Origin of the sequence: Streptosporangium amethystogenes, assembly GCF_000721075.1 — a bacterium.
In the GTDB taxonomy this organism is placed as follows: domain Bacteria; phylum Actinomycetota; class Actinomycetes; order Streptosporangiales; family Streptosporangiaceae; genus Streptosporangium; species Streptosporangium amethystogenes.
This window is the reverse complement of the sequence record NZ_JOEQ01000004.1, coordinates 43,332-70,251: the sequence shown is the minus strand read 5'-3', so window position 1 is coordinate 70,251 and position 26,920 is coordinate 43,332. Positions and strand designations below refer to the sequence as shown.

At 69.1% G+C, this 26,920-nt stretch carries 24 protein-coding genes; 18 read left to right on the top strand and 6 right to left on the bottom strand.

Going from position 1 to position 26,920, the window contains the following annotated elements:
* The first annotated feature begins 1 nt into the window (after position 1).
* The gene (locus IG98_RS0105050; protein WP_051751596.1) at positions 2-1,369 is read left to right on the top strand and encodes a CoA transferase; all 1,368 of its coding nucleotides are present in this window, start codon (positions 2-4) and stop codon (positions 1,367-1,369) included.
* Positions 1,370-1,392: 23 nt separating this feature from the next.
* Here IG98_RS0105050 and IG98_RS0105045 read toward each other — a convergent pair whose 3' ends face one another.
* Positions 1,393-2,667 (bottom strand): MFS transporter, encoded by a 1,275-nt coding sequence (locus IG98_RS0105045; protein ID WP_051751594.1) that lies wholly within the window; start codon positions 2,665-2,667, stop codon positions 1,393-1,395.
* Positions 2,668-2,735: 68 nt separating this feature from the next.
* On the opposite strand from IG98_RS0105045, the gene IG98_RS0105040 reads away from it, so the two are divergent.
* The 6 genes from IG98_RS0105040 to IG98_RS0105015 all read left to right on the top strand — a co-directional run bounded on the left by IG98_RS0105040 (position 2,736) and on the right by IG98_RS0105015 (position 7,924).
* Positions 2,736-3,344 (top strand): ArsR/SmtB family transcription factor, encoded by a 609-nt coding sequence (locus tag IG98_RS0105040; protein WP_030906190.1) that lies wholly within the window; start codon positions 2,736-2,738, stop codon positions 3,342-3,344.
* A 228-nt stretch (positions 3,345-3,572) separates the two neighbouring features.
* The gene (gene rpsB / locus IG98_RS0105035; protein ID WP_030906187.1) at positions 3,573-4,520 is read left to right on the top strand and encodes a 30S ribosomal protein S2; all 948 of its coding nucleotides are present in this window, start codon (positions 3,573-3,575) and stop codon (positions 4,518-4,520) included.
* Between the two features lie 108 nt (positions 4,521-4,628).
* Positions 4,629-5,462 carry a translation elongation factor Ts gene (tsf, locus tag IG98_RS0105030; protein ID WP_030906170.1) on the top strand — a complete coding sequence of 278 codons (834 nt, stop codon included), beginning with the start codon at positions 4,629-4,631 and terminating at the stop codon, positions 5,460-5,462.
* Positions 5,463-5,512: 50 nt separating this feature from the next.
* On the top strand, positions 5,513-6,280 hold the full coding sequence (gene pyrH, locus IG98_RS0105025; protein ID WP_030906168.1) for a UMP kinase: 768 nt from the start codon (positions 5,513-5,515) through the stop codon (positions 6,278-6,280).
* 187 nt (positions 6,281-6,467) lie between these two features.
* Positions 6,468-7,025: a ribosome recycling factor gene (gene frr, locus IG98_RS0105020; protein ID WP_030906165.1), complete on the top strand. Its 558-nt coding sequence runs from the start codon at positions 6,468-6,470 to the stop codon at positions 7,023-7,025.
* A 125-nt stretch (positions 7,026-7,150) separates the two neighbouring features.
* Positions 7,151-7,924 (top strand): phosphatidate cytidylyltransferase, encoded by a 774-nt coding sequence (locus IG98_RS0105015; protein ID WP_245651401.1) that lies wholly within the window; start codon positions 7,151-7,153, stop codon positions 7,922-7,924.
* A gap of 6 nt (positions 7,925-7,930) precedes the next feature.
* Here the strand turns inward: IG98_RS0105015 and IG98_RS0105010 are convergent, their stop codons facing one another.
* Positions 7,931-9,013, bottom strand: coding sequence for a suppressor of fused domain protein (locus IG98_RS0105010; RefSeq protein WP_030906159.1), 1,083 nt, complete (start codon positions 9,011-9,013; stop codon positions 7,931-7,933).
* Positions 9,014-9,085: 72 nt separating this feature from the next.
* Here IG98_RS0105010 and rlmN point away from each other — a divergent pair, with 72 nt between their 5' ends.
* Positions 9,086-10,210 (top strand): dual-specificity RNA methyltransferase RlmN, encoded by a 1,125-nt coding sequence (gene rlmN, locus IG98_RS0105005; RefSeq protein ID WP_030906154.1) that lies wholly within the window; start codon positions 9,086-9,088, stop codon positions 10,208-10,210.
* A gap of 945 nt (positions 10,211-11,155) precedes the next feature.
* Positions 11,156-12,355, top strand: a complete 1,200-nt coding sequence (locus tag IG98_RS0104995) for an ATP-binding protein (RefSeq protein WP_245651400.1) — start codon at positions 11,156-11,158, stop codon at positions 12,353-12,355.
* Positions 12,356-12,365: 10 nt separating this feature from the next.
* Here IG98_RS0104995 and IG98_RS0104990 read toward each other — a convergent pair whose 3' ends face one another.
* Both IG98_RS0104990 and IG98_RS0104985 read right to left on the bottom strand, forming a co-directional pair.
* A complete protein-coding gene (locus tag IG98_RS0104990) occupies positions 12,366-13,037 on the bottom strand; it encodes a hypothetical protein (RefSeq protein ID WP_030906148.1) in 672 nt (223 codons plus the stop codon).
* A complete protein-coding gene (locus tag IG98_RS0104985; RefSeq protein WP_030906143.1) occupies positions 13,034-13,822 on the bottom strand; it encodes an ABC transporter ATP-binding protein in 789 nt (262 codons plus the stop codon). The genes IG98_RS0104990 and IG98_RS0104985 overlap by 4 nt, the downstream gene beginning before the upstream one ends.
* Before the next feature lie 241 nt (positions 13,823-14,063).
* On the opposite strand from IG98_RS0104985, the gene IG98_RS0104980 reads away from it, so the two are divergent.
* Positions 14,064-14,807 (top strand): DivIVA domain-containing protein, encoded by a 744-nt coding sequence (locus IG98_RS0104980; RefSeq protein WP_084195139.1) that lies wholly within the window; start codon positions 14,064-14,066, stop codon positions 14,805-14,807.
* A gap of 4 nt (positions 14,808-14,811) precedes the next feature.
* Here IG98_RS0104980 and IG98_RS0104975 read toward each other — a convergent pair whose 3' ends face one another.
* Entirely contained in the window at positions 14,812-15,306 is a 495-nt protein-coding gene (locus IG98_RS0104975) for an Lrp/AsnC family transcriptional regulator (protein WP_030906137.1), read from the bottom strand.
* A gap of 193 nt (positions 15,307-15,499) precedes the next feature.
* Here IG98_RS0104975 and IG98_RS0104970 point away from each other — a divergent pair, with 193 nt between their 5' ends.
* The 8 genes from IG98_RS0104970 to IG98_RS0104935 all read left to right on the top strand — a co-directional run bounded on the left by IG98_RS0104970 (position 15,500) and on the right by IG98_RS0104935 (position 24,709).
* On the top strand, positions 15,500-16,957 hold the full coding sequence (locus IG98_RS0104970) for a gamma-aminobutyraldehyde dehydrogenase (protein ID WP_030906134.1): 1,458 nt from the start codon (positions 15,500-15,502) through the stop codon (positions 16,955-16,957).
* 25 nt (positions 16,958-16,982) lie between these two features.
* Positions 16,983-18,128 (top strand): ABC transporter ATP-binding protein, encoded by a 1,146-nt coding sequence (locus IG98_RS0104965; RefSeq protein ID WP_030906130.1) that lies wholly within the window; start codon positions 16,983-16,985, stop codon positions 18,126-18,128.
* Between the two features lie 7 nt (positions 18,129-18,135).
* On the top strand, positions 18,136-19,377 hold the full coding sequence (locus tag IG98_RS0104960; RefSeq protein ID WP_030906127.1) for a polyamine ABC transporter substrate-binding protein: 1,242 nt from the start codon (positions 18,136-18,138) through the stop codon (positions 19,375-19,377).
* A gap of 42 nt (positions 19,378-19,419) precedes the next feature.
* Positions 19,420-20,271 (top strand): ABC transporter permease, encoded by an 852-nt coding sequence (locus IG98_RS0104955; RefSeq protein ID WP_030906124.1) that lies wholly within the window; start codon positions 19,420-19,422, stop codon positions 20,269-20,271.
* A gap of 124 nt (positions 20,272-20,395) precedes the next feature.
* Positions 20,396-21,166: an ABC transporter permease gene (locus tag IG98_RS0104950; protein WP_030906120.1), complete on the top strand. Its 771-nt coding sequence runs from the start codon at positions 20,396-20,398 to the stop codon at positions 21,164-21,166.
* 182 nt (positions 21,167-21,348) lie between these two features.
* Positions 21,349-22,743, top strand: coding sequence for an NAD(P)/FAD-dependent oxidoreductase (locus IG98_RS0104945; protein ID WP_030906117.1), 1,395 nt, complete (start codon positions 21,349-21,351; stop codon positions 22,741-22,743).
* 68 nt (positions 22,744-22,811) lie between these two features.
* Positions 22,812-23,699: an alpha/beta hydrolase gene (locus IG98_RS0104940; RefSeq protein WP_030906114.1), complete on the top strand. Its 888-nt coding sequence runs from the start codon at positions 22,812-22,814 to the stop codon at positions 23,697-23,699.
* A 5-nt stretch (positions 23,700-23,704) separates the two neighbouring features.
* The gene (locus tag IG98_RS0104935; RefSeq protein ID WP_030906111.1) at positions 23,705-24,709 is read left to right on the top strand and encodes an N-acetylglucosamine kinase; all 1,005 of its coding nucleotides are present in this window, start codon (positions 23,705-23,707) and stop codon (positions 24,707-24,709) included.
* A gap of 116 nt (positions 24,710-24,825) precedes the next feature.
* Here the strand turns inward: IG98_RS0104935 and IG98_RS0104930 are convergent, their stop codons facing one another.
* Positions 24,826-26,754 (bottom strand): propionyl-CoA synthetase, encoded by a 1,929-nt coding sequence (locus IG98_RS0104930; protein WP_051751590.1) that lies wholly within the window; start codon positions 26,752-26,754, stop codon positions 24,826-24,828.
* Between the last annotated feature and the right edge of the window lie 166 nt (positions 26,755-26,920).

Genomic DNA, 26,920 nt, shown 5'->3' with positions numbered 1-26,920 from the left:
CGTGGTCGAAGAACGTATTCGCGAGCTGGCGGCCGAGGTGGGGGTCGGGCTGCCGCCGGTACGGGTGACCGGGGATGATCCGGTGCTGCCTTCCGTCTTCCGGGTGGGTGGCGCCGCCGCCGTCGCCGTCGGAGCCGCGACCGCGGCGGCCGCGGCGCTCGGGGGAGGCGGGCATGAACCGGCGGTGGACGTACGGGAGGCGGCAGCGGCCTTCAGGGACGAGCGGCACTTCAGGATCGACGGAGTCGCCGGAGAGCTGTGGGCCCCTCTCTCGGGCGACTACCGCGCAGCCGATGGCTGGGTCCGGTTGCACTGCAACTTCGACCACCACCGTGCCGCGGCTCTCACGGCGCTGGGACTCCCCTCGGCCGCGGGCAGGGACGCCGTCGTGCGTGCCTGCGCCGGCCGTGCCGCCGTCGAGGTCGAGGAGTCGGTGACGGCCGCGGGAGGATGCGCCGCGGCCATGCGCAGCCGTGCCGAGTGGCGCGAGCACCCCCAGGCCCGGGAGGTCGCCACGGCGCCGCTCGTCGGCCTGACCCGGCTCGGCGACACCCGGCTCGGTGACCCCGACGGTGTGCGGACCAGTGCCCCGAGGAGGGGAGGAAGGCGGCCGCTGGACGGGGTACGGGTGCTCGACCTGACCAGGGTGATCGCGGGGCCGGTGGCGACGCGCACGCTGGCGGCCCACGGTGCCCAGGTGCTCAGGGTGGGCGCCGGGCACCTTCCCGAGGTGCCGAGGCTGGTGATCGGCACCGCGTTCGGCAAGCGGTCCTGTCACCTCGACCTGAGGACGGCGGCCGGGCGTGCCGCGCTGCGCGAGCTGGTGGCCGGAGCGGACGTGTTCGTGCAGTCCTACCGGCCGGGGGCTCTCCAGTCACTGGGGTTCGGTCCCGGGGAACTGGCGGCGATCAGGCCGGGGATCGTCTGCGTGGACGTCTCGGCGTACGGGGGGCGCGGGCCGTGGGCACTCCGGCGCGGGTTCGACAGCCTGGTGCAGATGGCGTGCGGCATCGCGCACGAGGGCGGCGACGGATCGCGGCCGCATCCCCTTCCCGCCCAGGTCCTCGACCACGCCACCGGCTACCTGGCCGCTTTCGGGGCGATGGCCGCCCTGCTCCGCCGGTCCGCGGAGGGAGGTTCCTGGAGGGTCGAACTCTCCTTGGCGAGGACCGCGCGATGGCTGGACGGCCTCGGCCGGGTCGACGGTGCGGCCACCCCGGAGCCGGACGTCACCGACCTGATCGAGGAGATGGACAGCGCCTTCGGTCGCCTGACCTATCTCCGGCCCCCCGGCACCGTCGGCGGTGTCTCGCCGTACTGGGCGAGCCCCCCTCCGGAGAACGGCGAGCACCCGCCCGCCTGGTGGTGAGGTGACCGCGCGGGACATCACGATCATCGTGTCGAAGTGCTGGAGGAGTGGCGGAGTGGGGAGAGGCCGATCCACACGATCGTGGTCAGCACCCCGGCCGCGGAGATCCACAGCACCGGGCGCAGCCCCAGCGACTCGCCGAGCAGGCCGCCCGCGAGACCGCCGAGGGTGAGGATGCCCTGGATCATGAACGACATCGTGGCGTTGACCCGGCCGCGCAGCTCGGCAGGGGTCTCGCGGAAGATGATGGCGCCCATAGGGACGGCGAAGGCGACTACGGCCATGCCGGAGGTCATCGCGCTGGCTGACATGAACAGGAGGCTGCGCCACACCGGGCCGTCGGCGAGCGCCGTGACCGCGTAGTCGAGGGGAAAGAGCAGCGTGGCGCAGGCCAGCACCCGGTTTTCGCCGAACCGTCTGGTCAGGCGTGGTACGACGGCCGCGCCGAGTAGGCCGCCGACACCGAAACAGGCGGTGATCGCGCCGATGAGGCCCCCAGGCAGGTCGAGCACGGTGAGTGCGTAGATCACGAACAGTGCCATGTAGACGCCGCCGAAGAAGTTGATCGTGATGCCGCAGCCGCAGAGCGCGCGGAGTACCGGGTTCTTGGCCAGTGTGCCCAGCCCCTCGCGGATCTCGGTCCACATGCCGGGTGGGGGAGCGGGCGTGTGGGTCTCCGGTGTGCTGATCCGCCGGATCAGGAACGCCGAGAGCAGGAACGACGCCGCGTTGACCAGGATCGCGAACGGTGCGGTGATCAGTTGGACGAGCAGCCCGGCGAGGCCGGGGCCGCCGACGCTTGCCACGGCGAAGGCCGACTGGAAACCCGCGAGCGCCTCGGTTCGCTGGCTCTCGTGGACCACGGTGGCCAGGTGCGGGAAGTTGACCGCCCTGAAGATCACTGAGCAGGTGCCGACCACGAACGCCACCGCGATCAACCAGGGCACGGTCAGCATCCCGGTGATCCAGGCCGCCGGGATGGTGGCCATGGCGACGGCCGCCACCAGGTCGCAGGCGACCATGACCGGCCGATGCCGCCTCAGCCGGTCGGCGAGGGCGCCCGCCTGGAGCCCGATCAGCAGGTAGGGCAGCGAGGTCGCGGCGGTGAGCACGCCCATCTGGGTGGGGGAGGCGCCGAGCAGGACGGCGGCGGTGAGCGGCACCGCCAGCCGGGAGACCTCGGCGCCGGTCTCGGTGACGGCGCGGGCGGAGAGCAGGAGCCGGTAGTCGCGCTGTCTCCTGAGTGGGACCGGTTGGAACGCGGCGGTGTCGGAGGAAGTCTGAAGGGAACGCTTCATAACTGTGAAGCTAGTCCTTCACAGTTATGAAGGCAATACTTCATATTTGGAGTGGGTACGGTCTGCACATGACCGAGGTACGGAAGCACAGGTCCCTCACCGATCCCACGGCGATGCGCGCGCTCGCCCACCCGGCGCGGCTCGCGATCCTGAACCGGCTCCAGGCCGAGGGGCCCTGCACCGCGACCGAGGTCGCCGAGGTCGTCGGGGTCACACCGAGCGCGGCCAGTTACCACCTGCGCATGCTCGCCAAGTACGGCTTCGTCGAGGACGCGCCCGCCCGCGGTGACGGCAGGGAGCGGCTGTGGCGCTCCAGCCCCGTGAGCGTGAGTGTCAGCCGCGATCCGGAGGACGGCTCGGATGTGCGCAGCGCCAAGGAGTTCCTGATCAAGGCACTACGGGACCAGGCGGCGGACGAGGTGACCCGGGCGATGGAGAACCTGGAGCGGGAGTCCCGGGAGTGGCGCGAGGCCACGGTGCTCAACCGTGCCATCCTGCTGGTCGACGCCGACGAGCTGAAGTGGCTGAACGAGCGGATCGATGAGCTGCTCGCCCCCTACAGGACCACCGTCAGAGACCGGGCGGACGCCCCGTCCGGAGCCCGGATCGCCGAGGCGCAGATCAATCTCTTTCCCCGGGCTCGACGCCGGCCACACGGCCTCCCCAGTGACGCGTAAGGGGTGCTTGACGACCGAAGGTCAGGGACAGGCCCGGTTACGGGTACAATTTTTGGTGGCCCATTCGTCGTGGGCCGACTTCGCATGCCCCGTCAAGAGCCAAGATCCCTCGGTCCGGGTGAGAGCCCGGCTGGATCCGGTTCGGGGCATCAGGGCGACAGTCGCAAACTGTCGCGGCCAACCGAGAACAGCGCCCAGAGATGGGCGCCCCGATCTGGAGGACAATCAATGTCCACCCCCGTCGTCACCATGCGACAGCTGCTCGAAAGCGGCGTGCACTTCGGCCACCAGACCCGTCGCTGGAACCCGAAGATGAAGCGCTTCATCTTCACCGAGCGCAACGGCATCTACATCATCGACCTTCAGAAGTCGCTGGCCTTCATCGACAGGGCCTACGACTTCGTCAAGGAGACCGTCGCGCACGGCGGCACGATCATGTTCATCGGCACGAAGAAGCAGGCCCAGGAGGCCATCGCCGAGCAGGCCGCCCGCGTCGGCATGCCGTACGTCAACCAGCGCTGGCTGGGCGGCATGCTCACCAACTTCTCCACCGTGCACAAGAGGCTCCAGCGCCTGAAGGAGCTGGAGGAGCTCGACTTCGACAACGTGGCCGCCTCGGGGCTCACGAAGAAGGAGCTCCTCATGCGCCGTCGCGAGAAGGAGAAGCTTGAGCGCACCCTCGGCGGCATCCGGGACATGTCCCGGATTCCCAGCGCGGTGTGGGTCGTCGACACCAAGAAGGAGCACATCGGGATCAGCGAGGCTCGCAAGCTTCACATCCCGGTCGTGGCCATCCTCGACACCAACTGTGACCCTGACGAGGTCGACTACCCGATCCCGGGTAACGACGACGCCATCCGCGCCGTCGGCCTGCTGACCCGCGTCGTCGCCGACGCCGTCGCCGCCGGCCTGATGGCCCGCGCCGGTGCGGGCCGCGGCGACGACAAGCCGGCCGTCGCCGGTGGCGCCGAGCCGCTGGCCGAGTGGGAGCAGGAGCTGCTGGCCGGTAGCGCCGAGAGCGCTCCTGCCACCGAGAGCGCCCCGGCCGCCGAGGCCGAGGTCGTGGAGGCCCCTGCCGAGGCCGAGGCCGCGGAGGCTCCCGCCGAGGCCGAGACCGTCGAGGCCGCCGAGGCTGAGACCGCCGAGACCGCCGAGACCGCCGAGAAGCAGGCCTAGGTCATCTCCGTACGGCCTGGCCGTACGACCCGCAAGACCCTTCCGGGTGGGTGCCGCTCAGTCGGGGGCACCCACCCGATCCACGACGATTCCCACGAGGAAAAGACAATGGCTTCCGTGAACATGGCCGACGTCAAGCGGCTTCGTGAGCTGACCGCCGCCGGCATGATGGACTGCAAGAAGGCTCTTGAGGAGTCCGAGGGCGATTTCGACCGCGCGGTCGAGCTCCTCCGTCTCAAGGGTGCCAAGGACGTCGGCAAGCGTGAGGCCCGCACCGCCTCCAACGGCCTGGTCGCCCTGGAGCAGGACGGCGACTCCGCCGCCGCGCTGCTGGAGCTCAACTGCGAGACCGACTTCGTCGCCAAGGGCGAGCGTTTCCAGGAGCTCGCGGCCCAGGTCGTCAAGCACATCCTGGCCTCCAGGCCGACCGACGTGCCCTCGCTGCTCGAGTCCGAGCTCGACGGCAAGAGCGTCAAGGCGCACCTCGACGAGGCCAACGCCGCGCTCGGCGAGAAGATCGAGATCCGCCGGTTCGCCGTGCTTGAGGGCGGTTTCATCGGCTCCTACATGCACAAGACCGACCCCCAGCTTCCCCCGGCGGTCGGCGTGCTCGTGCAGCTCGACACCCCGAACGCCGGTGTCGCCAAGGACCTCGCGCAGCACGCCGCCGCGATGGCCCCGAAGTACCTCAGCCCCGCCGAGGTCCCGGCCGACGTCATCGAGAAGGAGCGTGCGCTCTTCGAGGAGATGACCCGCGAGGAGGGCAAGCCCGAGGCGGCCATCGGCAAGATCGTCGATGGTCGTGTCAACGGCTGGTACAAGGACTTCACCCTTCTTGAGCAGTCCTTCGTCAAGGACAACAAGAAGTCCGTCGCGAAGTTCGCGGACGAGAATGGTGTCAAGGTCCAGGCCTTCGCCCGCTTCAAGGTTGGCCAGGCCTAATTCCAGACACCCGCTCTTTACGCAGAGCACCAAACGAGGAGGCCGCCGCCGTGCAGGAGAATCCAGGACCCGCCACGCCGGCGGTTTCTTCGTACTCAGATCCGCTTCGCTGGAAGCGGGTGATGTTGAAGCTGTCCGGCGAGGCGTTCGCCGGCGGCGAGCCGCTGGGCATCGACCCGGCGGTCGTGGGTCACCTCGCGGACTCGATCACCGAGGCCGTCCGAGGTGGCGTCCAGGTCTCGGTGGTGGTGGGCGGCGGCAACATGTTCCGGGGTGCCGCCCTCTCCGAGCGCGGCATGGACCGGGCGAGGGCCGACTACATGGGCATGCTCGGTACGGTCATCAACTGCCTGGCCCTCCAGGACTTCCTGGAGAAGCGGGGCGTCGACACCCGCGTCCAGACGGCCATCACCATGCAGCAGGTCGCCGAGCCGTTCCTGCCCCGCCGTGCCATCCGTCACCTGGAGAAGGGCCGAGTGGTCATCTTCGGGGCGGGGCTCGGTTCGCCGTTCTTCTCCACCGACACCTGCGCAGCGCAGCGAGCGCTGGAGATCGGCGCCGAGGCTCTGCTCAAGGGCACCCAGGTGGACGGCGTCTACGACGCCGACCCTCGTAAGAACCCCGATGCCGTCCGGTTCGACCATCTCGAATATGGTGAGGTGCTGACCCGCGGTCTGGGGGTCATGGACGCCACCGCCATCAGTCTGTGCATGGACAACAACCTTCCCATCGTGGTCTTCGACCTCATGGGTGAGGGCAACATCCTGCGGGCCGTGCGCGGTGAGAAGATCGGCACACTGGTAAGTCCGGCACGTTAGGGAGCATCCCCGAGGTGGCGAGCGGAGTGGTACGCGAGGTAGGAGCGTCCCGCGAAGTGAGCGAGGAGTGGGGAGCGACCAGGAGACAGGGAGCGAGCCCGACGTAGCGAGCGGAGTGGTACGCGAGGTAGGAGCGTCCCGCGAAGTGAGCGAGGATGGTGAGTGACCGAGAAGACAGGGAGCCGCTGTGATCGACGATACTCTCCTCGAAGCCGAGGAAAAGATGGACAAGGCCGTGTCGGTGGCGAAGGAAGATTTCGCAGCCATCCGCACCGGTCGGGTCACCCCGTCGATGTTCAACAAGATCAGCGCTGAGTACTACGGGACGCCCACCCCCATTCAGCAGCTTGCCTCGTTCCACGTGCCCGAGGCGCGCATGGTCATCATCCAGCCTTTTGACAAGAGCTCGATGGCCGCGATCGAGAAGGCGATCCGCAACTCGGACCTCGGTGTGAACCCTGGTAACGACGGAGCGGTGATCCGGGTGGCCTTTCCCGAACTGTCGGAGGAGCGCCGCAAGGAGTACATCAAGGTCGCCAGGAACAAGGCGGAGCACTCCAAGGTCTCCATCCGTAACATTCGTCGTAATGCCAAGGAGATCCTGGACAAGCTGATCAAGGATGGCGAGGCGGGTGAGGATGAGGTACGCCGGGCGGAGAAGGAGCTTGACGACCTCACCCAGAAGCATGTCGCCAAGATCGACGAGCTGCTCAAGCACAAGGAATCCGAGCTGCTTGAGGTTTGATCCATGATCCTTGTCCCGCGCGGGCGCTCCGTGCGGGACAAGGATTTTGTGTATGTATGAAAGTAGGACCCCCTGTGGAACCCGTGGCGGGCAGTAGCCGTACCGGCCGGAATCTCCCCGCTGCGGTGGCGGTAGGTCTTGCCCTGGCGGCGGTCACCATAGCCTCCCTCTACTTCGTAAAGGTGCTCTTCCTCGTCGTGGTGATCGCGGCGGTAGGCGTCGGAGTGACGGAGCTGGTCAGGTCGTTCGAGGAAAGGGACATCAGGATCCCGCTGATCCCGGTTCTGGTCGGCATGGCCGCCATGCTGACCGGTGCCTACTTTGGCGGGCCCGCCGCTCTGGTCGGCGTCTTCGCGATGACCGTGCTGGTGTTGATGATCTGGCGGATGTTCCTGGGCACCGAGAACTACGTCCGCGACATCACCGCGACCGTCCTGGTCGTCGTCTATCCCTCCCTGCTCGCGGGGTTCGCGGCGCTGCTTCTCGCCCACCCGATAAAGGGCGCGGACCTGGTGCTCGTCTTCATCGCCACCACGGTCGCGAGCGACATCGGTGGATATTTCGCGGGGATATCCCTGGGCAGGCACAAGATGTCCCCGACGATCAGTCCGAAGAAGACCTGGGAGGGCTTCGCCGGGTCGGCACTGGCCTGCATGGCCGTGGGCGGCTGGCTGGTGGCGTGGCTGCTGAAGGACGACATCTGGAAGGGTGTCCTCCTCGGCGCGGTCGTGGTGGTCTTCGCCACCCTCGGTGACCTGGTCGAGTCGGTGATCAAGCGCGACCTCGGCGTCAAGGACATGAGCAGTGTGCTGCCCGGCCACGGCGGCATGATGGACCGCCTCGACTCCCTCGTCGTGGCGCTGATTCCGGTCTGGGCGCTGTTCACCCTGCTGCTGTGAAGGGGCTTATCCGGTCCCGGTGAGCCGGGTCGCCGACAGGCGCGGAAGCACCGCCCGGTAGCCCTCGGCCGAGACCAGGTCCAGCTCGTCCGGCGTGATCGGGATGAGCCAGAGCCACTGGACGGAGTCCCCGCCGAAGGAGAAGCCCGACAGGTCGGGCAGCCCCGGCAGCCCGGTCAGCATCATGACCCCGCCGTAGGCGGAGCCGAGCGGGAAGGTCTCCGGCCGGTGGTACCACCTGGCGGTGTGGCCGTGGCCCAGCCAGGTGACCGAGTGCCAGGGGTACTGCCCCAGCCACAGGAAGAGCCGGGCCGCGTCACGGGCGTCGCCGGGGGAGGCGACGGCGAGCTCGACCCGGGCGTAGGCGTCGGGCCGGTCGATGTACTGCTCGACGGTGGGCATCCGCTGGCAGCTCATCCCGACGGTGGACAGGATCGTGTACTCCCTGTCCCGCTCCGGCGGTCGCTCGGTGATGCCCACCATGGGCATCCGCTCGCCCCCGGCGTCCCAGAACCGGCCCGCGGTGCCGACTCTGCGGTCCAGATGACCCATCACGAACTGCTGGAACGACGCCCAGGCGCCGTCGCCGCCCCGCCACTCCCAGTAGGCGCGGGCTTTGGCGATCCGGGAGGCCAGGCCGTCATAGGCCTCCTCCAGCGACCAGGCGAGCGGGGACTCGCCCAGCGCGTCGCGGCAGTAGCCGGGCATTCCCCGGTTCATGTCCGCCCAGCCGGGAATGACCGCGAGCAGCTCTCCGTTCTCGTACAGGGCGACGCCGTCGCCCTCCTCGAACCACAGCGCCCGCAGCGTGCCCAGGGGGCCTCTGCCGTCAGGGTGCCGGGTGTTCGCCCGAGGGGCGGTCGGCGGGAGTGCGGAGTCCAGCCGGTCCTGGTCCAGCCCTTCGGGAGCGGGGCCGTGATTGGCCAGCCAGACGGCTCCGTGCACCTCCCCCTGTGAACCGCACAGGTAAGCTACCGAGGAAGTCTCGTCGCGTTCGACCACCAGGGTGCGGCTCCGGTAGGGATTGACGTCGGTGAGCACGACCTCGACGCCGTCTCCCCGCTCTCCCGTGGGGCGGTTTGTCGCCATACCTCCGGACTCTAGATCACGGTCGGGCACCGCTTCGAGTATTCGCGTAACCGTCGAGAGAAGGCATTGGACGTGTCGACTGCCAGTCAGTCCGGGACCCCCGTACCCGGCCAGCTCACCTTCGTGGCGCCGCGCCGGGCCAAGCCCGCCCGCCACCTGGCCGACCTGACCATGGCCGAGCGCCGGGCGGCGGTCGCCGAGCTGGGCGAGAAGCCGTTCCGTGCCGACCAGCTCTCCCGGCACTACTTCGAGAAGCTCAACGGCGACCCCGCGCTGATGACGGATCTTCCGGCCGCCGCCAGGGAGAAGTTCGCCGCCGCGTTCTTCCCCAGCCTGCTGACCTCCGTCCGGGAGATGACCACCGACGCCGGCACCACCCGTAAGACGCTGTGGCGGCTCTTCGACGGCGCGCTGGTCGAGTCGGTCCTGATGCGCTACACCGACCGCACGACCATGTGCGTGTCCTCGCAGGCGGGCTGTGGCATGAACTGCCCGTTCTGCGCCACCGGCCAGGCGGGTCTGACCCGCAACATGACCACCGCCGAGATCGTCGAGCAGGTCGTGGCCGGAGCGCGGGCGCTGGCCGCCGGTGAGGTGCCCGGCGGTCCCGGGCGGGTCAGCAACGTGGTCTTCATGGGCATGGGCGAGCCGCTGGCCAACTACAAGGCCGTGGTCGGCGCCGTCCGCCGCATGGTCGAGCCCGCGCCCGACGGCCTGGGCATCTCCGCCCGGGGGATCACCGTCTCCACGGTCGGTCTGGTTCCGGCGATCGGCAAGCTCGCCGGGGAGGGGCTGCCGGTGACGCTGGCGCTCTCGCTGCACGCTCCCGACGACGAGCTCCGTGACACCCTGGTGCCGATCAACACCCGGTGGAAGGTCGCCGAGGTCCTCGGCGCGGCCTGGGACTACGCGGCCAGGACCAAGCGCCGGGTCTCCATCGAGTACGCGCTGATCAAGGACATCAACGACCAGGAGTGGCGGGCCGACCTGCTCGGCAAGCTGATCAAGAACAAGCTCGTGCACGTCAACCTGATCCCGCTCAACCCGACCCCGGGTTCCAAGTGGACCGCCTCCCGGCCCGAGGACGAGCGCGCCTTCGTCCGGCGCCTGGAGTTCCACGGTGTGCCGGTGACGGTCCGCGACACCCGCGGTCGCGAGATCGACGGTGCCTGCGGTCAGCTCGCCGCCGCCGAGTAACCTCCCGCCTTACCGTACGGCTGCGCCGCCAAGGCGCCGACCGCCGCCCGGCTCCTCTGGGCCGGGCGGCGCTCCCCGGCCGCCCCGTCCTCCCGCCGCATCGTCCACCGGCCCGGCACGGCCCGCCCGGGGAAGCTCGTCAGAGTACGGCTCGTCAGGGCCCTCCGCTCCCGAATCTGCCATCAGCCCCAAGGTAGGAATTGAGCCGAAGGGATCGCCGCGGCCGAAGCCGAAGGACGCTACCGCGGCCGGCCGGCCGCCCGCACTGGCCGGCGCTCGGCTTCCAGGGCCAGGACACCTCGATTGCAGCCCTCGCACGCACCCATGCTTCATGATCGTTACCCCTTGTATGGCCGAGACCCCGCTGATCGCGCTGTTGAGGGCCCGGCCGCCGGTCGGAGCCCTACCCGGTCGGGCTGGGACATCCCGGCTGCCGCGACCTGGCAAACGTATCTTTGTCCGGTCTCCCGGCCCTGCCAGCCGGTCTTCCCCCAGATGGCGGGAGCCTGTGCTTTCAGCCAACCCCTCACCAGCGCGGGGAGACAGTCGACCGGCCAGCCCCGTTCACCCACCCGTGACGACCACGAACCGCAATCGTGATCACTCACCCGGTCACTTCGGGGCCGGGGTCAGCTTCGGGAGCGGAGAGCCGTCAGGGTGCGGCGATGGCCGGGGCGATCCGGGCACCGTGGCGCCGACCGGCCCCGCCTATCCGTACGGATCCCCTGCACGCCTGAGCCGTCCGGCCGCCAGGAAAACAGCGACCATCCTGCCACCTGGCCAGCGACCATCCTGTCAGCACCCTGGCGACCAATCTGTCAGCAACCCAGCGGCCATCCTGTCAGGCAGCCCCGGTTGTGCCATGCTTATCCAATGGTCAGCGGCTCGCAGACTCCTCTCGGCAGAGTTCTTCCACGGCATGCGGAAAGAGCCGTTGAAGAGGCGTTGGCCGACACCCGCGTCACCCTCGTCACTGGGGCGCGCCAGTGCGGTAAGAGCACTCTGGTCCGGCTTCTCGCCAAGGGGCGTGCGGGAGAGTGGCGCAACCTTGACACCCCCGCCGCCCGCCAGGCCGCCATCACCGACCCCGCCGGTTTCGTCGCGTTCCCCGAGCTGATGGTCATCGACGAGATCCAGCGGGTCCCCGAGCTGTTGCTCGCCATCAAGGAGCAGGTGGACGCCGACCCGAGGCCGGGCCGTTACCTGCTGACCGGATCGGCCCGGGTGCTCGGGCTTCGGGCGCTTCCCGACGCGCTGCCCGGCCGGATGGAGACCATCGAGCTGTGGCCTTTCTCGCAGGGCGAGATCGACGGCACGGCCGATGGGTTCGTGGACGCGCTCTTCGCCGAGCGCGATGACCTGCACCACACGTCGGAGACCAGCCGCGCCGAGTACGCGGAGCGGGTTGTCCGAGGTGGATTTCCCGAGGCGGTGTCACGATCCAACGCCCGTAGACGGGAGCGGTTCCTCGACTCGTACGTCTCGGATCTCATCGCGCGGGACGTGAGCCGGTTGGCGGAGATCGAGCGAACAGCGGAGATGCGGGCTCTGATCCGGCTGCTGGCCGCCAGGTCGGGCCAGTTGCTGGTCCCCGGTTCCCTGAGCAGCGGGATCGGGCTGTCCGCGAACACGGTCCATCGTTACCTGGGGTTGTTGGAAGAGGTCTTTCTGATCAAGCGGATCCCTGCCTGGTCGCGCAACCTCGGCAGTCGTGCGATCGGGACACCCAAGATGGCCTTCGTCGATTCGGGGATCGCGGCCAACCTTCTGGGAGCCGACTCACGGAGCCTGGTCCGTCCCGAGGGCGCGTTCGGTCCCCTCCTGGAGGGCTTCGTCCTTATGGAACTGGCTCGCCAGCTCACCTGGTCCAACGAGCGGGTGGAACTGTTCCACTACCGCACCAAGGACAAGATGGAGGTGGACGCCGTCCTGGAGAACCGGCAGGGGATCGTGGTCGGTATAGAGGTGAAGGCCTCCTCGACCGTGCGGCCGGATGACTTCAAGGGATTGCGCCATCTCGCGAACCGGCTTGGCGACGATTTCGCGGTGGGGATCGTTCTCTACACCGGAACGCAGACGCTCCCGTTCGGCGAGCGGATGCGTGCCATGCCGGTGAGTGCTCTCTGGGAGGTCGGCGCTTCGTGAGCTGGGTCCCTCAGGGATTCAGGCGGCGGAGGCGTGTGTACAGGGTGAGGCCCGCGGCGGTCCAGAAGAGGGTGGCGGCGGAGATGGGGAGCAGCACCTCGTCGAGCAAACCGTCGTTGGCGGCGCGCATCCAGGGCATGATCGGCACCGAGAGACGGCCCACGGGGGTCAGGCTGATCAGCAGCAGGGCGAGATAGCCGCCGAACAGGACGAGCATCGAGACCGCGGGGGAGGCCAGGATCGGCCGACTGGTCAGCGCGCCCAGCGCGGTCCCGGCGCTCACGCCGAGCACGTGCAGTGCGATGCCGCCTGCCAGGTCGGCGGGTGCGGGCATGGCGGCGAAGCCGTGGATCAGCGGGAGCCCGACCGCGATCGTCGCCATGCCGAGGTTGACCGTCAGCGCGGCGAGCAGTCCGGCCCCGATCTCACGGCCCGGCCGTCCGGCCGCCGTCATGGAGATCAGCCGCTGGGTCGGGGGCTCGGTGTCGAGCAGCCCGCGAGCGGCCCAGGCGAAGATGAGGATCAGCAGCCCGGCCGAGTCGGCGTAGGCGGACAGCTCCTTGCCGGGCGGGGTCAGCGTGGAGTAGAAGATGGCCAGCATCATCAGGAGCCCGATCATCGGCTGGAACAGCCGGTGCGACCGGGCGTAGGCGGAGAGCTTGAAACGCGCGAGATGGATCATGATGACCGCCTGGTGAGATAGCCGTCGGCGCGGAGCTTCTGTTCCACCGCGTCGGCCTCGCCGGCGTCCACGATCACCTGGATGACCACCTGGCGTGCCGACGGCTTGGACACCTGAGGCGGCAGGCGGTCGGCATCCCATGGGTGGTCGAGCCGGGCGTCGGCCGGGCGTGCCTGAGGGTCGGGCGTGTGCGGGGTGACCGCGGCGTCCGCGACGAGCCAGTGGATGGCGCCGGGGAAGGCCCGGAGCTGGTTCTGGTGGTCGCTGACCACGACCATGCCGCCGGCCGAGGAGATCTCGTCGATGATCAGGGGGAGTTCGGCGCGGGTCTGCTCGTCCAGGCCGGCGAAGGGCTCGTCCAGGATCAGCAGGTCCGGCGGGGCCAGCAGCGCCTGGATGAGCCCGATCTTCTGCGCGCTGCCCTTGGACAGGTCGCCCAGCGGTTGCTCCAGGAGGTGGGAGGCGTTCAGGCGTCCGGCCAGTTCCACGGCGGAGGCGGGGGAGCCGCCCCTGATCCTGGACATGTGGGCCAGGTAGGCGGCGACGGTGAACGGCTGGTCGGTGGGGAACACGTCGGGGGCGTAGCCCACGGTGCCGGGCCGGTCGGAGATCGAGCCGTGGGAAGGGGGGAGGAATCCCGCGAGCAGCCGCAGTAGCGTCGACTTTCCGGCGCCGTTGTGGCCGGTGACCTCGGTGACGGAACCCGGGTGGAGCGAGAGTTCGACGTCCTTCAGAATCCAGGGGCCTCGGCGGGAGTATCGGAAGGACACCTGGGAGAGCCGCATAACCGGCCACCATATCGGGATCATTCACCAGGTGGCTTGGCATGACGGATATCGGGTGAATCCCCGGCGTCACGTCGACTGCGCACCGGAACGCCTCGCTCCCGCACGGTTTCGGCGCCCGCCACGGCCCTCAACCCCGTTCGCGACACTGTTCCGATTACTCGCTTTTACCCGGTAATTCCCCTCAGAATGGAGGCCATCGGCTGAAAGGCCAATAGGCGAGAGGCGAAAGGATGCGGGGTTGAACCGCTTTCCACGGGTTCTCGGGGTGCGTACGGGATATGACCCCGATCAGGTGGATCTGCTGGTCCGCCGGATCGAGGGCACCCTCGGCAGGGGCGCCCCGGAGGGGGAGCCGATCACCGCGGACGAGATCCGCGACGCCCGTTTCCGCACGAAGCTCGGCGGCTACCACGAGATCGCCGTCGACTTCGCGCTGGAGGCCTTCATCGTGGCGATCGAGACCCGGCCCACCGGGGCGGACGGACGTCCGATCGTTCCCGCGCGCCGGCCGCCCGTGCCCTGGCCGACCGTGCCCCAGGAACAGGAACAGGAACGGGCACAGCACGCCGAACCGCCGCTCCGGAATCTGGGGGCGGCCGCGGTCGCCCGGCGTCCTGAAGCCGCCGAGCGGGAACCGGCGGCCGTCGCCCGGCATCCTGGAACCGGCGAGTGGGAGCCGGTGGCCGGCGGTTTGCCGGAACCGCTCGGCGCCGACGAGATCGAGGAGTACGCCGTCCGGGTCGAGCGGGCCGCCTTCAGGCCCGGACGGCTCGGCATGGGCTACAACGAGGACCAGGTCGACACCTTCCTCGACCGGATCGTGGCCACTCTGCGCGGCACCACCGACCAGCCCCTCACCCCCGATGAGGTGCGCGGAGCGCGGTTCGCCACGGTGCTGTTGCGGCCGGGCTACGCGGTCGGCGAGGTCGACGAGTTCCTCGCCGACCTGGCGGGCGTCCTTGAGGCCCGCCTCGGCCGTTGAGGTGTCAGCGGGTGCCCCAGGAGTAGGTCTGCTTGTGAAGCTTGAGATAGACGAAGGTCTCGGTGGCGCGGACCGTGGGGATGGCCCGGATCTTGCCGAGGATCTCCAGGAGGTGCTGATCGCTCTCGCAGACGACCTCGACCATGATGTCGAGCGATCCGGCGGTCAGCACCACGTAGTCGATCTCCTTTATGGCCGACAGCTCGTTGGCCACGATCTCCAGGTCGCCCTCGCACTTGATGCCGATCATGGCCTGACGGGAGAAGCCCAGGGTCAACGGATCGGTCACCGCGACGATCTGCATGACCCCCGCGTCGATCAGGCGCTGGACCCGCTGGCGTACCGCCGCCTCGGACAACCCCACGGCCTTGCCGATGGCGGCATAGGGCTTGCGCCCGTCCGCCTGCAACTGTTCGATGATCTGCTTGGAGATCTCGTCGAGGACTACGGGGCCTGACCTGGCGTCGTTGTCGCGGCGTACCTTGGGCGGCGTCGTCATCCGCGCTCCCTGGCGTCATAGTGCAAGGCTGTTTCCGGAATGTTGCGGCTCCGGTGCGACATGCTGTCAGTTTCGGGCCGTCTGTCAAGCGATTTCGTAGCAATTTGGTATCTTAACAACGAAATCCCTTGTCGTACGGTTCTTGCTCTGTAAGAGTCGCGACAACTCAGCCCCGATCCATAGGAGGCCGACGGTGACCACCCCGGTTGAGACCAGTGAGCTCCCCCGCCTGAGAAACTACGTCAACGGTGAGCTCGTGGAGGCCCGGAGCAGCCGGTTCTCCGACGTCATCGACCCCTGCACCGGAGAGACCTACCTTAGTGCTCCCATCTCCGGACAGGAGGATGTCGACGCCGCCTACGCCGCCGCTGCCGCCGCGTTCGAGTCGTGGAGTCAGGCCACTCCGGGCGAGCGCGCCAACCTGCTCCTGAAGGTGGCCGACGCGATCGAGGCGCGGGCCGAGGAGCTGAACGAGGCCGAGTGCCTCAACACCGGCAAGCCGCGCGCCCGGATGGCCGAGGACGAGACCCCGGTCGCCGCCGACCACTTCCGCTTCTTCGCCGGCGCCGCCCGCACGCTGGAGGGGCCGACCTCCGGTGAGTTCCTGGCCGAGCACACCTCGGTCATCAGGCACGAGCCGATCGGCGTGGTGGGCCAGGTGACGCCGTGGAACTACCCGATGATGATGGCGGTCTGGAAGATCGCCCCGGCGCTTGCCGCGGGTAACACCGTGGTGCTCAAGCCCTCCGACACCACCCCTGTCTCCACGGTCAAGCTGGCCGAGATCCTCGGCGAGGTCCTGCCGAAGGGCGTCTTCAACGTCGTCGTCGGCGACCGGGAGACCGGCGCGCTGGTCGTCGGCCACCCGACCGCGTCGATGGTCGCGATCACCGGTTCCGTCGGCGCCGGCATGGCCGTGGCCAAGAGCGCCGCCGAGGACCTCAAGCGGGTCCACCTGGAGCTGGGCGGCAAGGCGCCCGTCATCGTGTTCGACGATGTCAAGGACCTCAAGGCCGCCGCGGAGTCCATCGCCACCGCGGGCCTGTACAACGCCGGTCAGGACTGCACCGCGGCCTGCCGCGTGCTGGTCCACGAGGACGCCCACGACGAGTTCGTCGCCGCGCTCACCGAGGCGGTGGCGAGCACCGTGACGGGCGACCTCTCCGACACGGAGGCCCTGTACGGCCCGCTCAACAACGCCGAGCAGCTGGCTCGCGTCACCGGCATCCTCGACCGGGTCCCCGGCCACGCCAAGGTCCTGACCGGCGGGAACCGGGTCGGCGAGCGGGGCTACTTCTTCGCCCCCACGCTCGTCGACGGCCTGAGGCAGGACGACGAGATGGTGCAGAACGAGGTGTTCGGGCCGGTCATCACGGTCCAGACCTTCTCCGACGAGGCGGACGCGGTGGCCAAGGCCAACGATGTCAGGTACGGCCTGTCGGGCTCGGTGTGGACCTCCGACCACGGCCGGGCGATGCGGGTGTCGAACCGTCTCGATTTTGGTGTCGTCTGGGTCAACACTCACATCCCATTCGTCTCAGAAATGCCACACGGAGGCTTCAAGCACTCCGGTTACGGCAAGGATTTGTCCGTTTTCGGCCTGCACGACTACCTTCGCGTCAAGCACGTCATGCACTACATCGGCGAATAGCCGCGAGCAGAGGGATAAGCCTGGCATGACCGAAATCCAGGTGGGCACGGAGGCGGCCGACGCCGCCTCTCGCTCGCCCCAAACGCCCGCGATCGAACTCGATGAGGTCGTCAAGGAGTACGTCTCCCACGGCGAGGTCGTCCAGGCGGTCAAGGGTGTCACCCTGACGATCGCCGAGGGGGAGTTCTTCTCCCTCCTCGGCCCCTCGGGCTGCGGCAAGACCACCACCATGCGCATGATCGCCGGGTTTGAGGATCCGTCGCGGGGCAACGTGCGGCTGCACGGCCAGGATGTCACCAACGTCCCCCCCAACAGGCGCGACGTCAACATGGTCTTCCAGTCGTACGCCCTCTTCCCGCACATGAACGTCTGGGAGAACGTCGCCTTCGGCCTGCGGCGCAAGAAGGTGGCCGAGGCCGAGATCAAGCGCCGTGTCGGCGAGATCCTGGAGATCGTCGACCTCACCGGGCGCGAGAAGCGCCGCCCCCGTGAGATGTCCGGGGGCCAGCAGCAGCGGGTCGCCCTGGCGCGGGCCCTGGTCAACAACCCCCGCGCGCTCCTGCTGGACGAGCCGCTCGGCGCCCTCGACCTCAAGCTCCGCCAGGCCATGCAGATCGAGCTCAAACGCATCCAGCGCGAGGTCGGCATCACCTTCGTGTACGTCACCCACGACCAGAGCGAGGCGCTCACCATGAGTGACCGCATCGCGGTCATGAACGACGGCATGGTCGAGCAGCTGGGCACCCCGAGAGAGATCTACGAGCGGCCGGCAACCGCCTTCGTGGCCGGCTTCATCGGCACGTCCAACCTGCTCAGCGGCACCGTCGACTGTCTCCGGTCCGGTTTCGCGGTGCTTAGGCTGGGCGATGAGGACCAGGTGCTCGCCGAAGGCGGATCGTTCAGCGCCGGGGAACCGATCGCGATCACGGTGCGCCCGGAGAAGATCGGTATTTCCACCGAGGAGCCCACCGGAGACCTCAGCATCGTACGAGGCATCGTCTCCGAGGTGGTCTACCTGGGGCTCTACAACTCCTACACGGTCAGCCTGGCCCAGGGGGCAGAGGTGACCGTCTTCCAGCAGAACGCACTCGACAGCACGAGTACGGCGGAGCGTGGCGACGCCGTTTGGCTGTCGTGGCGGCCGCAGCACTCGTACGCGATCGGAAGTTGAGTCCGCTATGTACTCCCGCACGAACCCCGCCTTCCTGCGTGGCATGACGCAGAGCCGCTCCGTCACCCGCCGTGACGCCCTTCGCCTGGGGGGAATGTCGGCCGCCGGTCTGGCCCTCGCCGCGTGCGGTGTGCAGGGCAAGAAGGTGGAGGCCCCCCCGCAGGACGCCGTCGCCGAGTACTGGGGCTCCAAGAAGAAGAACGGCAGGCTGCGCTTCGCCAACTGGCCGCTCTACATCGACAAGGACGGCAAGCGGTACCCGTCCCTGGAGATGTTCGAGACCGACACCGGCATCAAGGTGACCTACACGGAGGCCGTCCAGGACATCCCCACGTTCTTCGGCAAGATCCAGCCGCTGCTCGCCGCCAACAACGACATCGGCTACGACCTGATGGTCCTGACCAACGGCCTGCAGCTGTCCAAGGCCATCGCGCTGGGCTACCTCGTTCCGCTGGACCACTCCAAGCTGCCGAACTTCGCCGCCAACGCCAACTCCGCGGTCAAGAACCCCACCTGGGACCCGAACAACGCCCACACGATCCCGTGGGCGGGCGGCCTGACCGGCATCGCCTACAACCCCAAGTACGTGGACGAGGTCAAGAGCATCGCCGACCTCTGGAACCCCAAGTACAAGGGCAAGGTCGGCATGATGCTCGACACCCAGGAGGTCGCGAACTTCGGCATGTTCGCCCTGGGCATCGACCCCGACAAGTCGACCGAGGCCGACTGGAGGAAGGCGGGGGAGAAGCTCAAGCAGCAGCGCGACGCGGGTCTGGTGCGCAAGTACTACGAGAACGACTACGTCGACGCCCTCGTCAGGGGAGACATCTGGATCACCATGGCCTGGTCGGGTGACATCTTCCAGCAGGTCGCCGAGGGCAAGGACCTGAGGTTCGTGGTGCCCGAGGAGGGCGGCACGATCTGGACGGACAACCTGTGCATCCCGAAGACCTCGCAGAACCCCCTCGACGCGCTGATCTTCATGGACTACGTCTACCAGCCGAAGATCGCCACGATGCTGGTCGAGTACATCAACTACATCACGCCGGTCTCCTCCGCCAAGGACCTGGTCCTCGCCGACGCCGCCAAGGCCACGGGCAAGAAGAAGGCGGCGCTGGAGCAGATCGCCGAGAGCCCGATGATCTTCCCTTCGGAGACGGACATGGCCAAACTGCGGTCGTACAAGAAGCTGGACCCGGGGGAGGAGAAGGTCTTCGAGGACATCTTCCAGCCGATCACGCAGGGTTAGGCCGATGAGAGAGCGAACCAGACGGGAAGGGGCAAGCGGCCGGTGAAGCGCCTCGCCCCCTACCTGCTCATCCTGCCCGGCGGACTCTGGCTGGCGATCTTCCTGGTGGTGCCGATGGTCTTCATGGCCTCGGTCTCCACCCAGGAGGGCGACGTGGTCAACGGGTTCGCCCAGACGTTCAACTTCTCGGTGTACGGCGACGCCCTGATGCAGTACAAGACCCAGTTCCTGCGCTCGGCCGGGTACGGTCTGGTCGCGACCGTCGTCTCCATCGCGCTGGCCTACCCGATGGCCTACTGGATCGCGTTCAAGGGCGGCAACCGCAAGTCCACCTACCTGCTGCTGGTGCTGCTGCCGTTCTTCGTCTCGTTCGTGCTGCGCACGGTGTCCTGGCGGTTCCTGCTCGCCGACGACGGCATGCTGCTGGCGCCGCTCAAGTCGGCAGGGCTGCTGCCCGAGGACTTCCACGTGCTGCAGACGACGTTCGCGGTGATCGGCGGCCTGGTCTACAACTACCTGCCGTTCATGATCCTGCCGATCTACGTCGCACTGGAGCGGGTGGACCCCAAGGTGGTCGAGGCCGCCCAGGACCTGTACGCGGCCAGGCGCGAGGCGTTCACCAAGATCGTGCTGCCGCTCTCGCTGCCCGGCGTGTTCGCCGGGGTGCTGATGACGTTCGTCCCGATGACCGCGGACTACGTCAACGCCGGCATCCTCGGCGGCCCGGAGAACACGATGATCGGCAACATCATCCAGACCGAGTACCTGGTCAACAACGACTACCCGACCGCCGCCGCGCTGTCGTTCACGCTGATGGCGGCGATGCTGATCGGCATCTTCGCCTACGCCAAGGCGCTCGGCACCGAGAACGTCCTGGAGGCGGCGGCCCGATGAGCCCTGACACCCTCCGCAGGACCAGGAACGGTGAGCGACCGTGAGCATCAGCGAATCCGATGTCGTGAACGGAGTGGACGCCGGCCCGCCCGCCGGGCGGAGGTCCCCGCTGAATACCAGGCGGCTGGGTGACCGGCTGCTCCGGGTCTACGTCTGGCTGATCATCGCCTGGCTGTTCCTGCCGATCGCCGTCATGATCGTTTTCGGCTTCAACGACACCCAGAGCAAGTCGAACGTGACCTGGCAGGGCTTCACCCTCAAGTGGTGGGGCCGCCTGGACGAGTATCCCGAACTGGTCGCGGCGGTGCTCAACTCGCTCAAGATCGCCGTGCTCGCCACGGTGATCACGACGGTGATCGGCACGCTCATGGGCCTGGCCCTGGGCCGCTACCGCTTCCGCGGGCAGGGCGCGACCAACCTGGTGATGTTCGCCGCGATCGCCTCGCCCGAACTCGTCATGGGCGCCTCGCTGCTCTCGCTGTTCATCAGCGCTGGCGTGCAGACCGGCTTCGCGACGGTGGTCATCGCGCACGTGCTCTTCTCGCTCTCCTTCGTGGCGATCACCGTGCGCGCCCGGGTGATCGGGCTCGACCGGTCGATCGAGGAGGCGGCGCGCGACCTGGGCGCGTCCACCTGGACGACGTTCTGGCGGATCACCTTCCCGATGATCCTGCCCGGTGTCGTCTCCGGCGCGCTGCTGGCCTTTGCGCTCTCCATCGACGACTTCGTGATCACCCAGTTCACCAGTGGTGCCACCCAGACGTTCCCACTGTGGATCTGGGGTGCCACCCGTATCGGGGTGCCGCCTCAGGTCAACATCCTCGGGACGCTTATATTCGCGATTGGCGTCGTCATCGCCGTGGTCAACACGGTCAACGGGCGCCGCCGCACCTAGCCGCCGTCAAGCCCCGTGCCCTCACCGGGTGGCGCGGGGCTTCGGTGTACCCAGACCCCAGACAGTCCACGGCACGGAACAGGGAGGCGAGATCGGATTCAGGCGGGGGGAACCCGCGCGTGATCTTCACGACCACGCGATACACACAGAGAAAACCTGACTCACGTAGGGAAGTGAGATTTGTGGATCCGCTGAAGGCTCTTGCTGATGCGGAGCGCAAGCCGTACTGGCTCGACAGTGCGGCGAAACCCGAGCCGCTGAAGCGGCTCTTCGGTGAGACGAGCGCCGACCTGGCAGTGGTCGGCGGAGGATTCTCAGGGCTCTGGACCGCCCTGATGGCCAAGGAACGCGACCCGTCGCTCGACGTCGTCCTGCTTGAGGGACGAAGGGTCGGCTGGGCGGCGTCCGGCCGCAACGGCGGCTTCGCGATGGCCACCCTCACCCACGGTCTCGCCAACGGGCTGGAGCGCTGGCCCGAGGAGATCTCCACGCTCGAACGCCTCGGCGTCGACAACCTCGACGAGCTCGGCGAGGCCATCGCCAGGTACGGCATCGACTGCGGTTACGAGCGCACCGGCGAGCTGCACGTGGCCACCGAGCCGTGGCAGCTGGAGGAGATGAACCAGAGCCTCGACATCGCCCGCGAGCTGGGCGCCCGCTTCGACGTCCTCGACGCGGAAGAGGTCCGGGCGGAGGTGAACTCGCCCACCTACATCGGCGGCCACTGGGAGCGCGACGGCTGCGCCATGCTCGACCCCGCCCGGCTGGCCTGGGGGCTCCGGGAGGCCTGCCTCTCGGTGGGCGTGCGCATCTACGAGCGCACGCCGGTACGCACCATGAAGGACACCCCGGCGAGCCTGGACCTGCGCACCCCGCACGGCCTGGTCAGGGCGCGCAACGTCGCGCTCGGCACCGGGGTGTTCCAGCCGCTGCTGCGGCGGCTGAGGCACCTCCTCGTGCCGGTCTACGACTACGCGCTGATGACCGAGCCGCTCTCCGCCGACCAGCTGGCCTCGGTGGGCTGGCAGAACCGGCAGGGGATCGGGGACGCGGCCAACCAGTTCCACTACTACCGGCTGACCGAGGACAACCGGATCCTCTGGGGCGGCTACGACGCGGTCTACTACAACGGCGGCATGATCAAGCCCGAGTACGAGCAGCGTGACGAGACCTTCGTCAAGCTGGCCGAACACTTCTCCACCACCTTCCCCCAGCTGTCCGGGCTGCGCTTCACCCACAGGTGGGGCGGGGTCATCGACACCTGCAGCCGGTTCAGCGCCTTCTACGGCCGGTCGCACGGCGGGCGCCTGGCCTACGCCGCCGGATACACCGGTATGGGTGTCGGCGCGACCCGGTTCGGCGCGAACGTCATGCTCGACCTGCTCGCCGGGACGCGGACCGAGCGGACCGAGCTGCGAATGGTCAAGGAGAAGCCCGTCCCGTTCCCGCCCGAGCCGGTCCGCTCGGTCGGGATCCAGATGACCCGCTGGTCGATCGCCCAGGCCGATCTGCACCAGGGCCGCCGCAACCTCTGGTTGCGCACCCTGGACCGGATGGGCCTCGGGTTCGACTCCTAGGGACTGCCCCCGGCCTCGGCCGGGGGCAGTCGTTGGCTTCCGGCACGCGGGCCGTACAGACTTGCACCATGTCGGAAAAGGTGAAGTTCACCGCCGGCGGGGTCACCCTCGCCGGCGACCTGCGGGTTCCGGTGGCACCGGGCCCGCACCCCGCCCTGGTCCTCACCGGCCCGTTCACCGGAACCCGGGACCAGGTCACCGGCCGGTACGCGTCCCGGCTGGCCCGAGCGGGATATGTGACGCTGGCGTTCGACCACCGCAACTGGGGCGAGTCCGGTGGCGAGCCGCGTAACCACGAGGACGCGCAGGGCAAGTTGGAGGACCTGCGGGCCGCGGTCTCGCTGCTGCGCTCGCGGCCCGAGGTGGACGGCGGCAGGATCGGCGCGGTCGGGATCTGCCTCGGCGCGGGCTACGCGCTCAGGTTCACCGCGTTCGACCCCCGGGTGAAGGCGTTCGCGGGCGTCGCGGGGGCGTACAGCAACCCCTACGGCATGCGCGCGGGGATGTCGCCCGACGGATACCAGCGGGCGCTGGCCTCCTGCACGGAGGTGCTGGAGCGGCAGGACAGGGGCGGTGAGGTGGAGTACCTGCCCGCGGTGGCCGAGGAGGGCGAGGCGGCCATGCCGGGCGACGAGCCGTTCGCCTACTACGGCACCTCCCGAGGCGCCTCGGCGCACTGGAGCAACACGGTGACCCGGGCCTCGGTCCGGGAGCTGATCACCCTGGACAACATGATGGGCGCCGACTTCCTGTCCCCCAAGCCGGGCCTCATCGTGCACGGCGTGGTCGATCGCCTCTGCTCGCCCGAGGGCGCCGAGGAGGCCTACCGGCGGATGGACGACCCCAAGAGGCTCGTCTGGCTGGACACCCGGCTCCATATCGACCTCTACGACACCGAGCCACACCTCACCCGGGCGGTCGAGACGGTCGCCGCGTTCTTCGGAGAGCACCTCTGAACACGATGTACGTCCTCGGACTGGACGTCGGCGGTACGTCCTCACGGGCCCTGGTGATCGACGCCGACGGCCGGCGGGCCGGCTACGGCGTGGCCGGGGGCGGCAACCCCGCGGCCCACGGCAACGCCGTCGCCGTCGCCAACATCGGCCTGGCCCTGCGGCAGGCCCTGCACAGGATCGACCCGGCCCCGGTGGCGGGGGCGGTCATCGGAATGGCGGGCGCCGGGGCGCTGGACCGCCTGGTGTTCGACCCCATGTGGGCCTCGGCCGGCCTGCGGGTCCGGCCCCGGCTCACCGGCGACCTGGGCATCGCCTTCGCCGCCGGTACGGCGGAGCCGCGCGGCACCGTGCTCATCGCCGGGACCGGGGCGATCGCCGCCAGGATCGAGGACGGCGAGCCCGTGATGATCGCCGACGGGCTCGGCTGGCTCCTGGGCGACCAGGGCTCCGGCTTCTGGCTGGGCAGGCAGGCGGCCCGCGCCGCCGCCCACGCCCTCAGCAGGGGGGAGGCGGGCGGGACGTTGACCCGCCTCGTCGTCGACGCCCTGCTGGAGGGCGAGCCGCTCCCGCGAGCGAGGAGAACGGCCGGACAGGACGGCGAGGCCGGCCGGACGGCGGCGGAGGAACTGCGGGAACTGGCGATCAAGCTGGTGGTCCGCGCCCAGTCGCGGCCCACGCTGGAGCTGGCCAGGCTCGCCCCGCTCGTCAGCCGGGCGGCGGCCGAGGGCGACCCGGTCGCGCTGGAGATCGCCTCCACCGCCGCCCGGCTGCTCTGCGAGACGGTGGCCGAGGTCCGCCCGGCGGACGAGACGAGCCCGATCGTGCTGGCCGGGAGCGTGCTGACCGGCGAGGGACCCGTCGGCCCCGCGGTACGGGAGAGGCTCGGGGCCGCGACGGTCCTGGCGGGCGACGGCGCGGGCGCGGCGGCGTGGCTGGCCGGGCGGGAGGCGTTCGGCTGGGACCCGGCGACCGCCGCGCGGCTGCACGCCCGCATCGTCTCCGGCGCCTGAGCCCGGCGGCCGGCCGGAAGCGGATCGGCTCCCGGCCGGGCCGCCCCTCGCCGTAGAGGGGAGACCGGCTCGTTTCCGGAACGGACAGTACCGGACTGAGAACCGGGGCCGGCCGGTCAGCCGTCGCCGGAACCCGAGCGGAGGGGATCGGCGTCCCGGCCGTCCGGGGCGGTGACGCCGCGCCCGACGATGGGGCGCAGCACGTCCAGCACCGTCGCATCCTCGATGGTCGAGGGGACGGGCTCGTCGATGCCCTCGGCGATACCGCGCATGGTCTTGCGCAGGATCTTCCCCGACCTGGTCTTCGGCAGTGCCGGGACCACGTCCACCTGTTTCAGCGCCGCCACCGCGCCCACCTGCTCGCGGACGGCCAGGATCAGTTCGGCCCGCAGGGTTTCGACGTCGACCGCCGCCCCGCTCTTCAGCACCACGAAGCCACGTGGGACCTGCCCCTTCAGCTCGTCGGCGACCCCGATCACCGCGCACTCGGCCACCGCCGGGTGCGCGGCCAGCACCGCCTCCATGGATCCCGTCGACAGCCGGTGCCCGGCCACGTTGATCACGTCGTCGGTGCGGCCCATCACGAAGAGATAGCCGTCCTCGTCGAGGTAGCCGCCGTCACCGGTCAGGTAGTAGCCGGGGAAGGCCGACAGGTAGGACTTCACATAGCGCTCGTCGTCCTGCCAGAGCGTGGGGAGGGTGCCGGGCGGGAGCGGGAGCCGGATGCAGATCGCCCCCTCCTCGCCGGGGGCGCACTCGGCGCCCGAGGGCCGCAGCACGCGCACGTCGTATCCGGGGACGGGCACGGTGGGGGAGCCCGGCTTGACCGGCATGGGTTCCAGGCCGCGCAGGTTGGCCGCGACGGGCCAGCCGGTCTCGGTCTGCCACCAGTTGTCGACGACCGGGACGCCGAGCTTCTCCGCCGCCCAGTGGTAGGTGTCGGGATCCAGACGCTCCCCGGCGAGGAAGAGCGTCCGCAGCGACGAGATGTCATGGCCGCGCAGCAGGGCAGCCTCCGGGTCGGTCTTCCTGATCGCGCGGAACGCGGTCGGCGCGGTGAACAGCGCGTTCACCCGATGCTCGGCGATCACCCGCCAGAACGCGCCCGCGTCGGGGGTGCCGACCGGCTTGCCCTCGTACAGCACCGTCGTGGCGCCCCGCAGCAGCGGCCCGTACACGATGTAGGAGTGCCCGACCACCCAGCCGATGTCGGACGCCGCCCAGAGCACCTCGCCGGGCGCGATGTCGTAGACGTTGGCCATGCTCCACAGCAGCGCCGCCGCATGCCCGCCGTTGTCGCGTACGACGCCCTTCGGCCGCCCGGTGGTGCCGCTGGTGTAGAGGATGTAGAGCGGGTCGGTCGCCTTCAACGGTACGCACCCGGCGGGTTCGGCCTCCGCGCTCGCCCAGTCGACGTCCCGTCCGGGAACCAGCTCCGCCGGAGCCTGCTCGCGCTGGAGGATCACACAGTGCGCGGGCCGGTGCCCGGCCAGGTCGAGCGCGGCGTCGAGCATGGGCTTGTACGGCACCACGCGGGTGGGCTCGATCCCGCAGGAGGCCGAGACGACCACCTTGGGGCGCGCGTCGTCGATCCTGGCCGCCAGTTCCTTGGGCGCGAACCCGCCGAACACCACCGAGTGCACGGCTCCCAGCCGCGCGCACGCCAGCATGGCGATCACCGCCTCGGGCACCATCGGCATGTAGATCACCACCCGGTCGCCCTGCTCCACCCCGAGGTGGCGCAGCACCCCGGCGAACCTGGCGACCGTCTCGCGCAGTTCGGCGTAGGTGTGGCGCCTGCCGGTACCGGTCACCGGGCTGTCGTAGATCAGCGCGACCCGGTCGCCGTGGCCCGCCTCGACGTGCCGGTCCAGCGCGTTGTGGCAGGTGTTCAGTTCCCCGTCGGGGAACCACCGGTAGAAGGGCGGCGCCCCGGAGTCCAGCACCTCGCGCGGAGGCCTGCTCCAGGTGACCGCCTCGGCGGCCTCGGCCCAGAAGTCCTCCGGGTCGCTGATACTGCGGGCAAACGCGTCAACGTACGACATCAGGCCATCATGCTCTTCCGGGGGGCGCCCGGTCGAGGCCCCCCTCCGACCTTCGGGTAGCTGGGCTGAGCCGGATCTCGCGGGACGCATTTGTCGTCATGGCCTGGCCTGTGATCTCCCATGTATCGCCAGCGGGCCGAGCAAGGTCCGCTGCGTGGTCGACGTG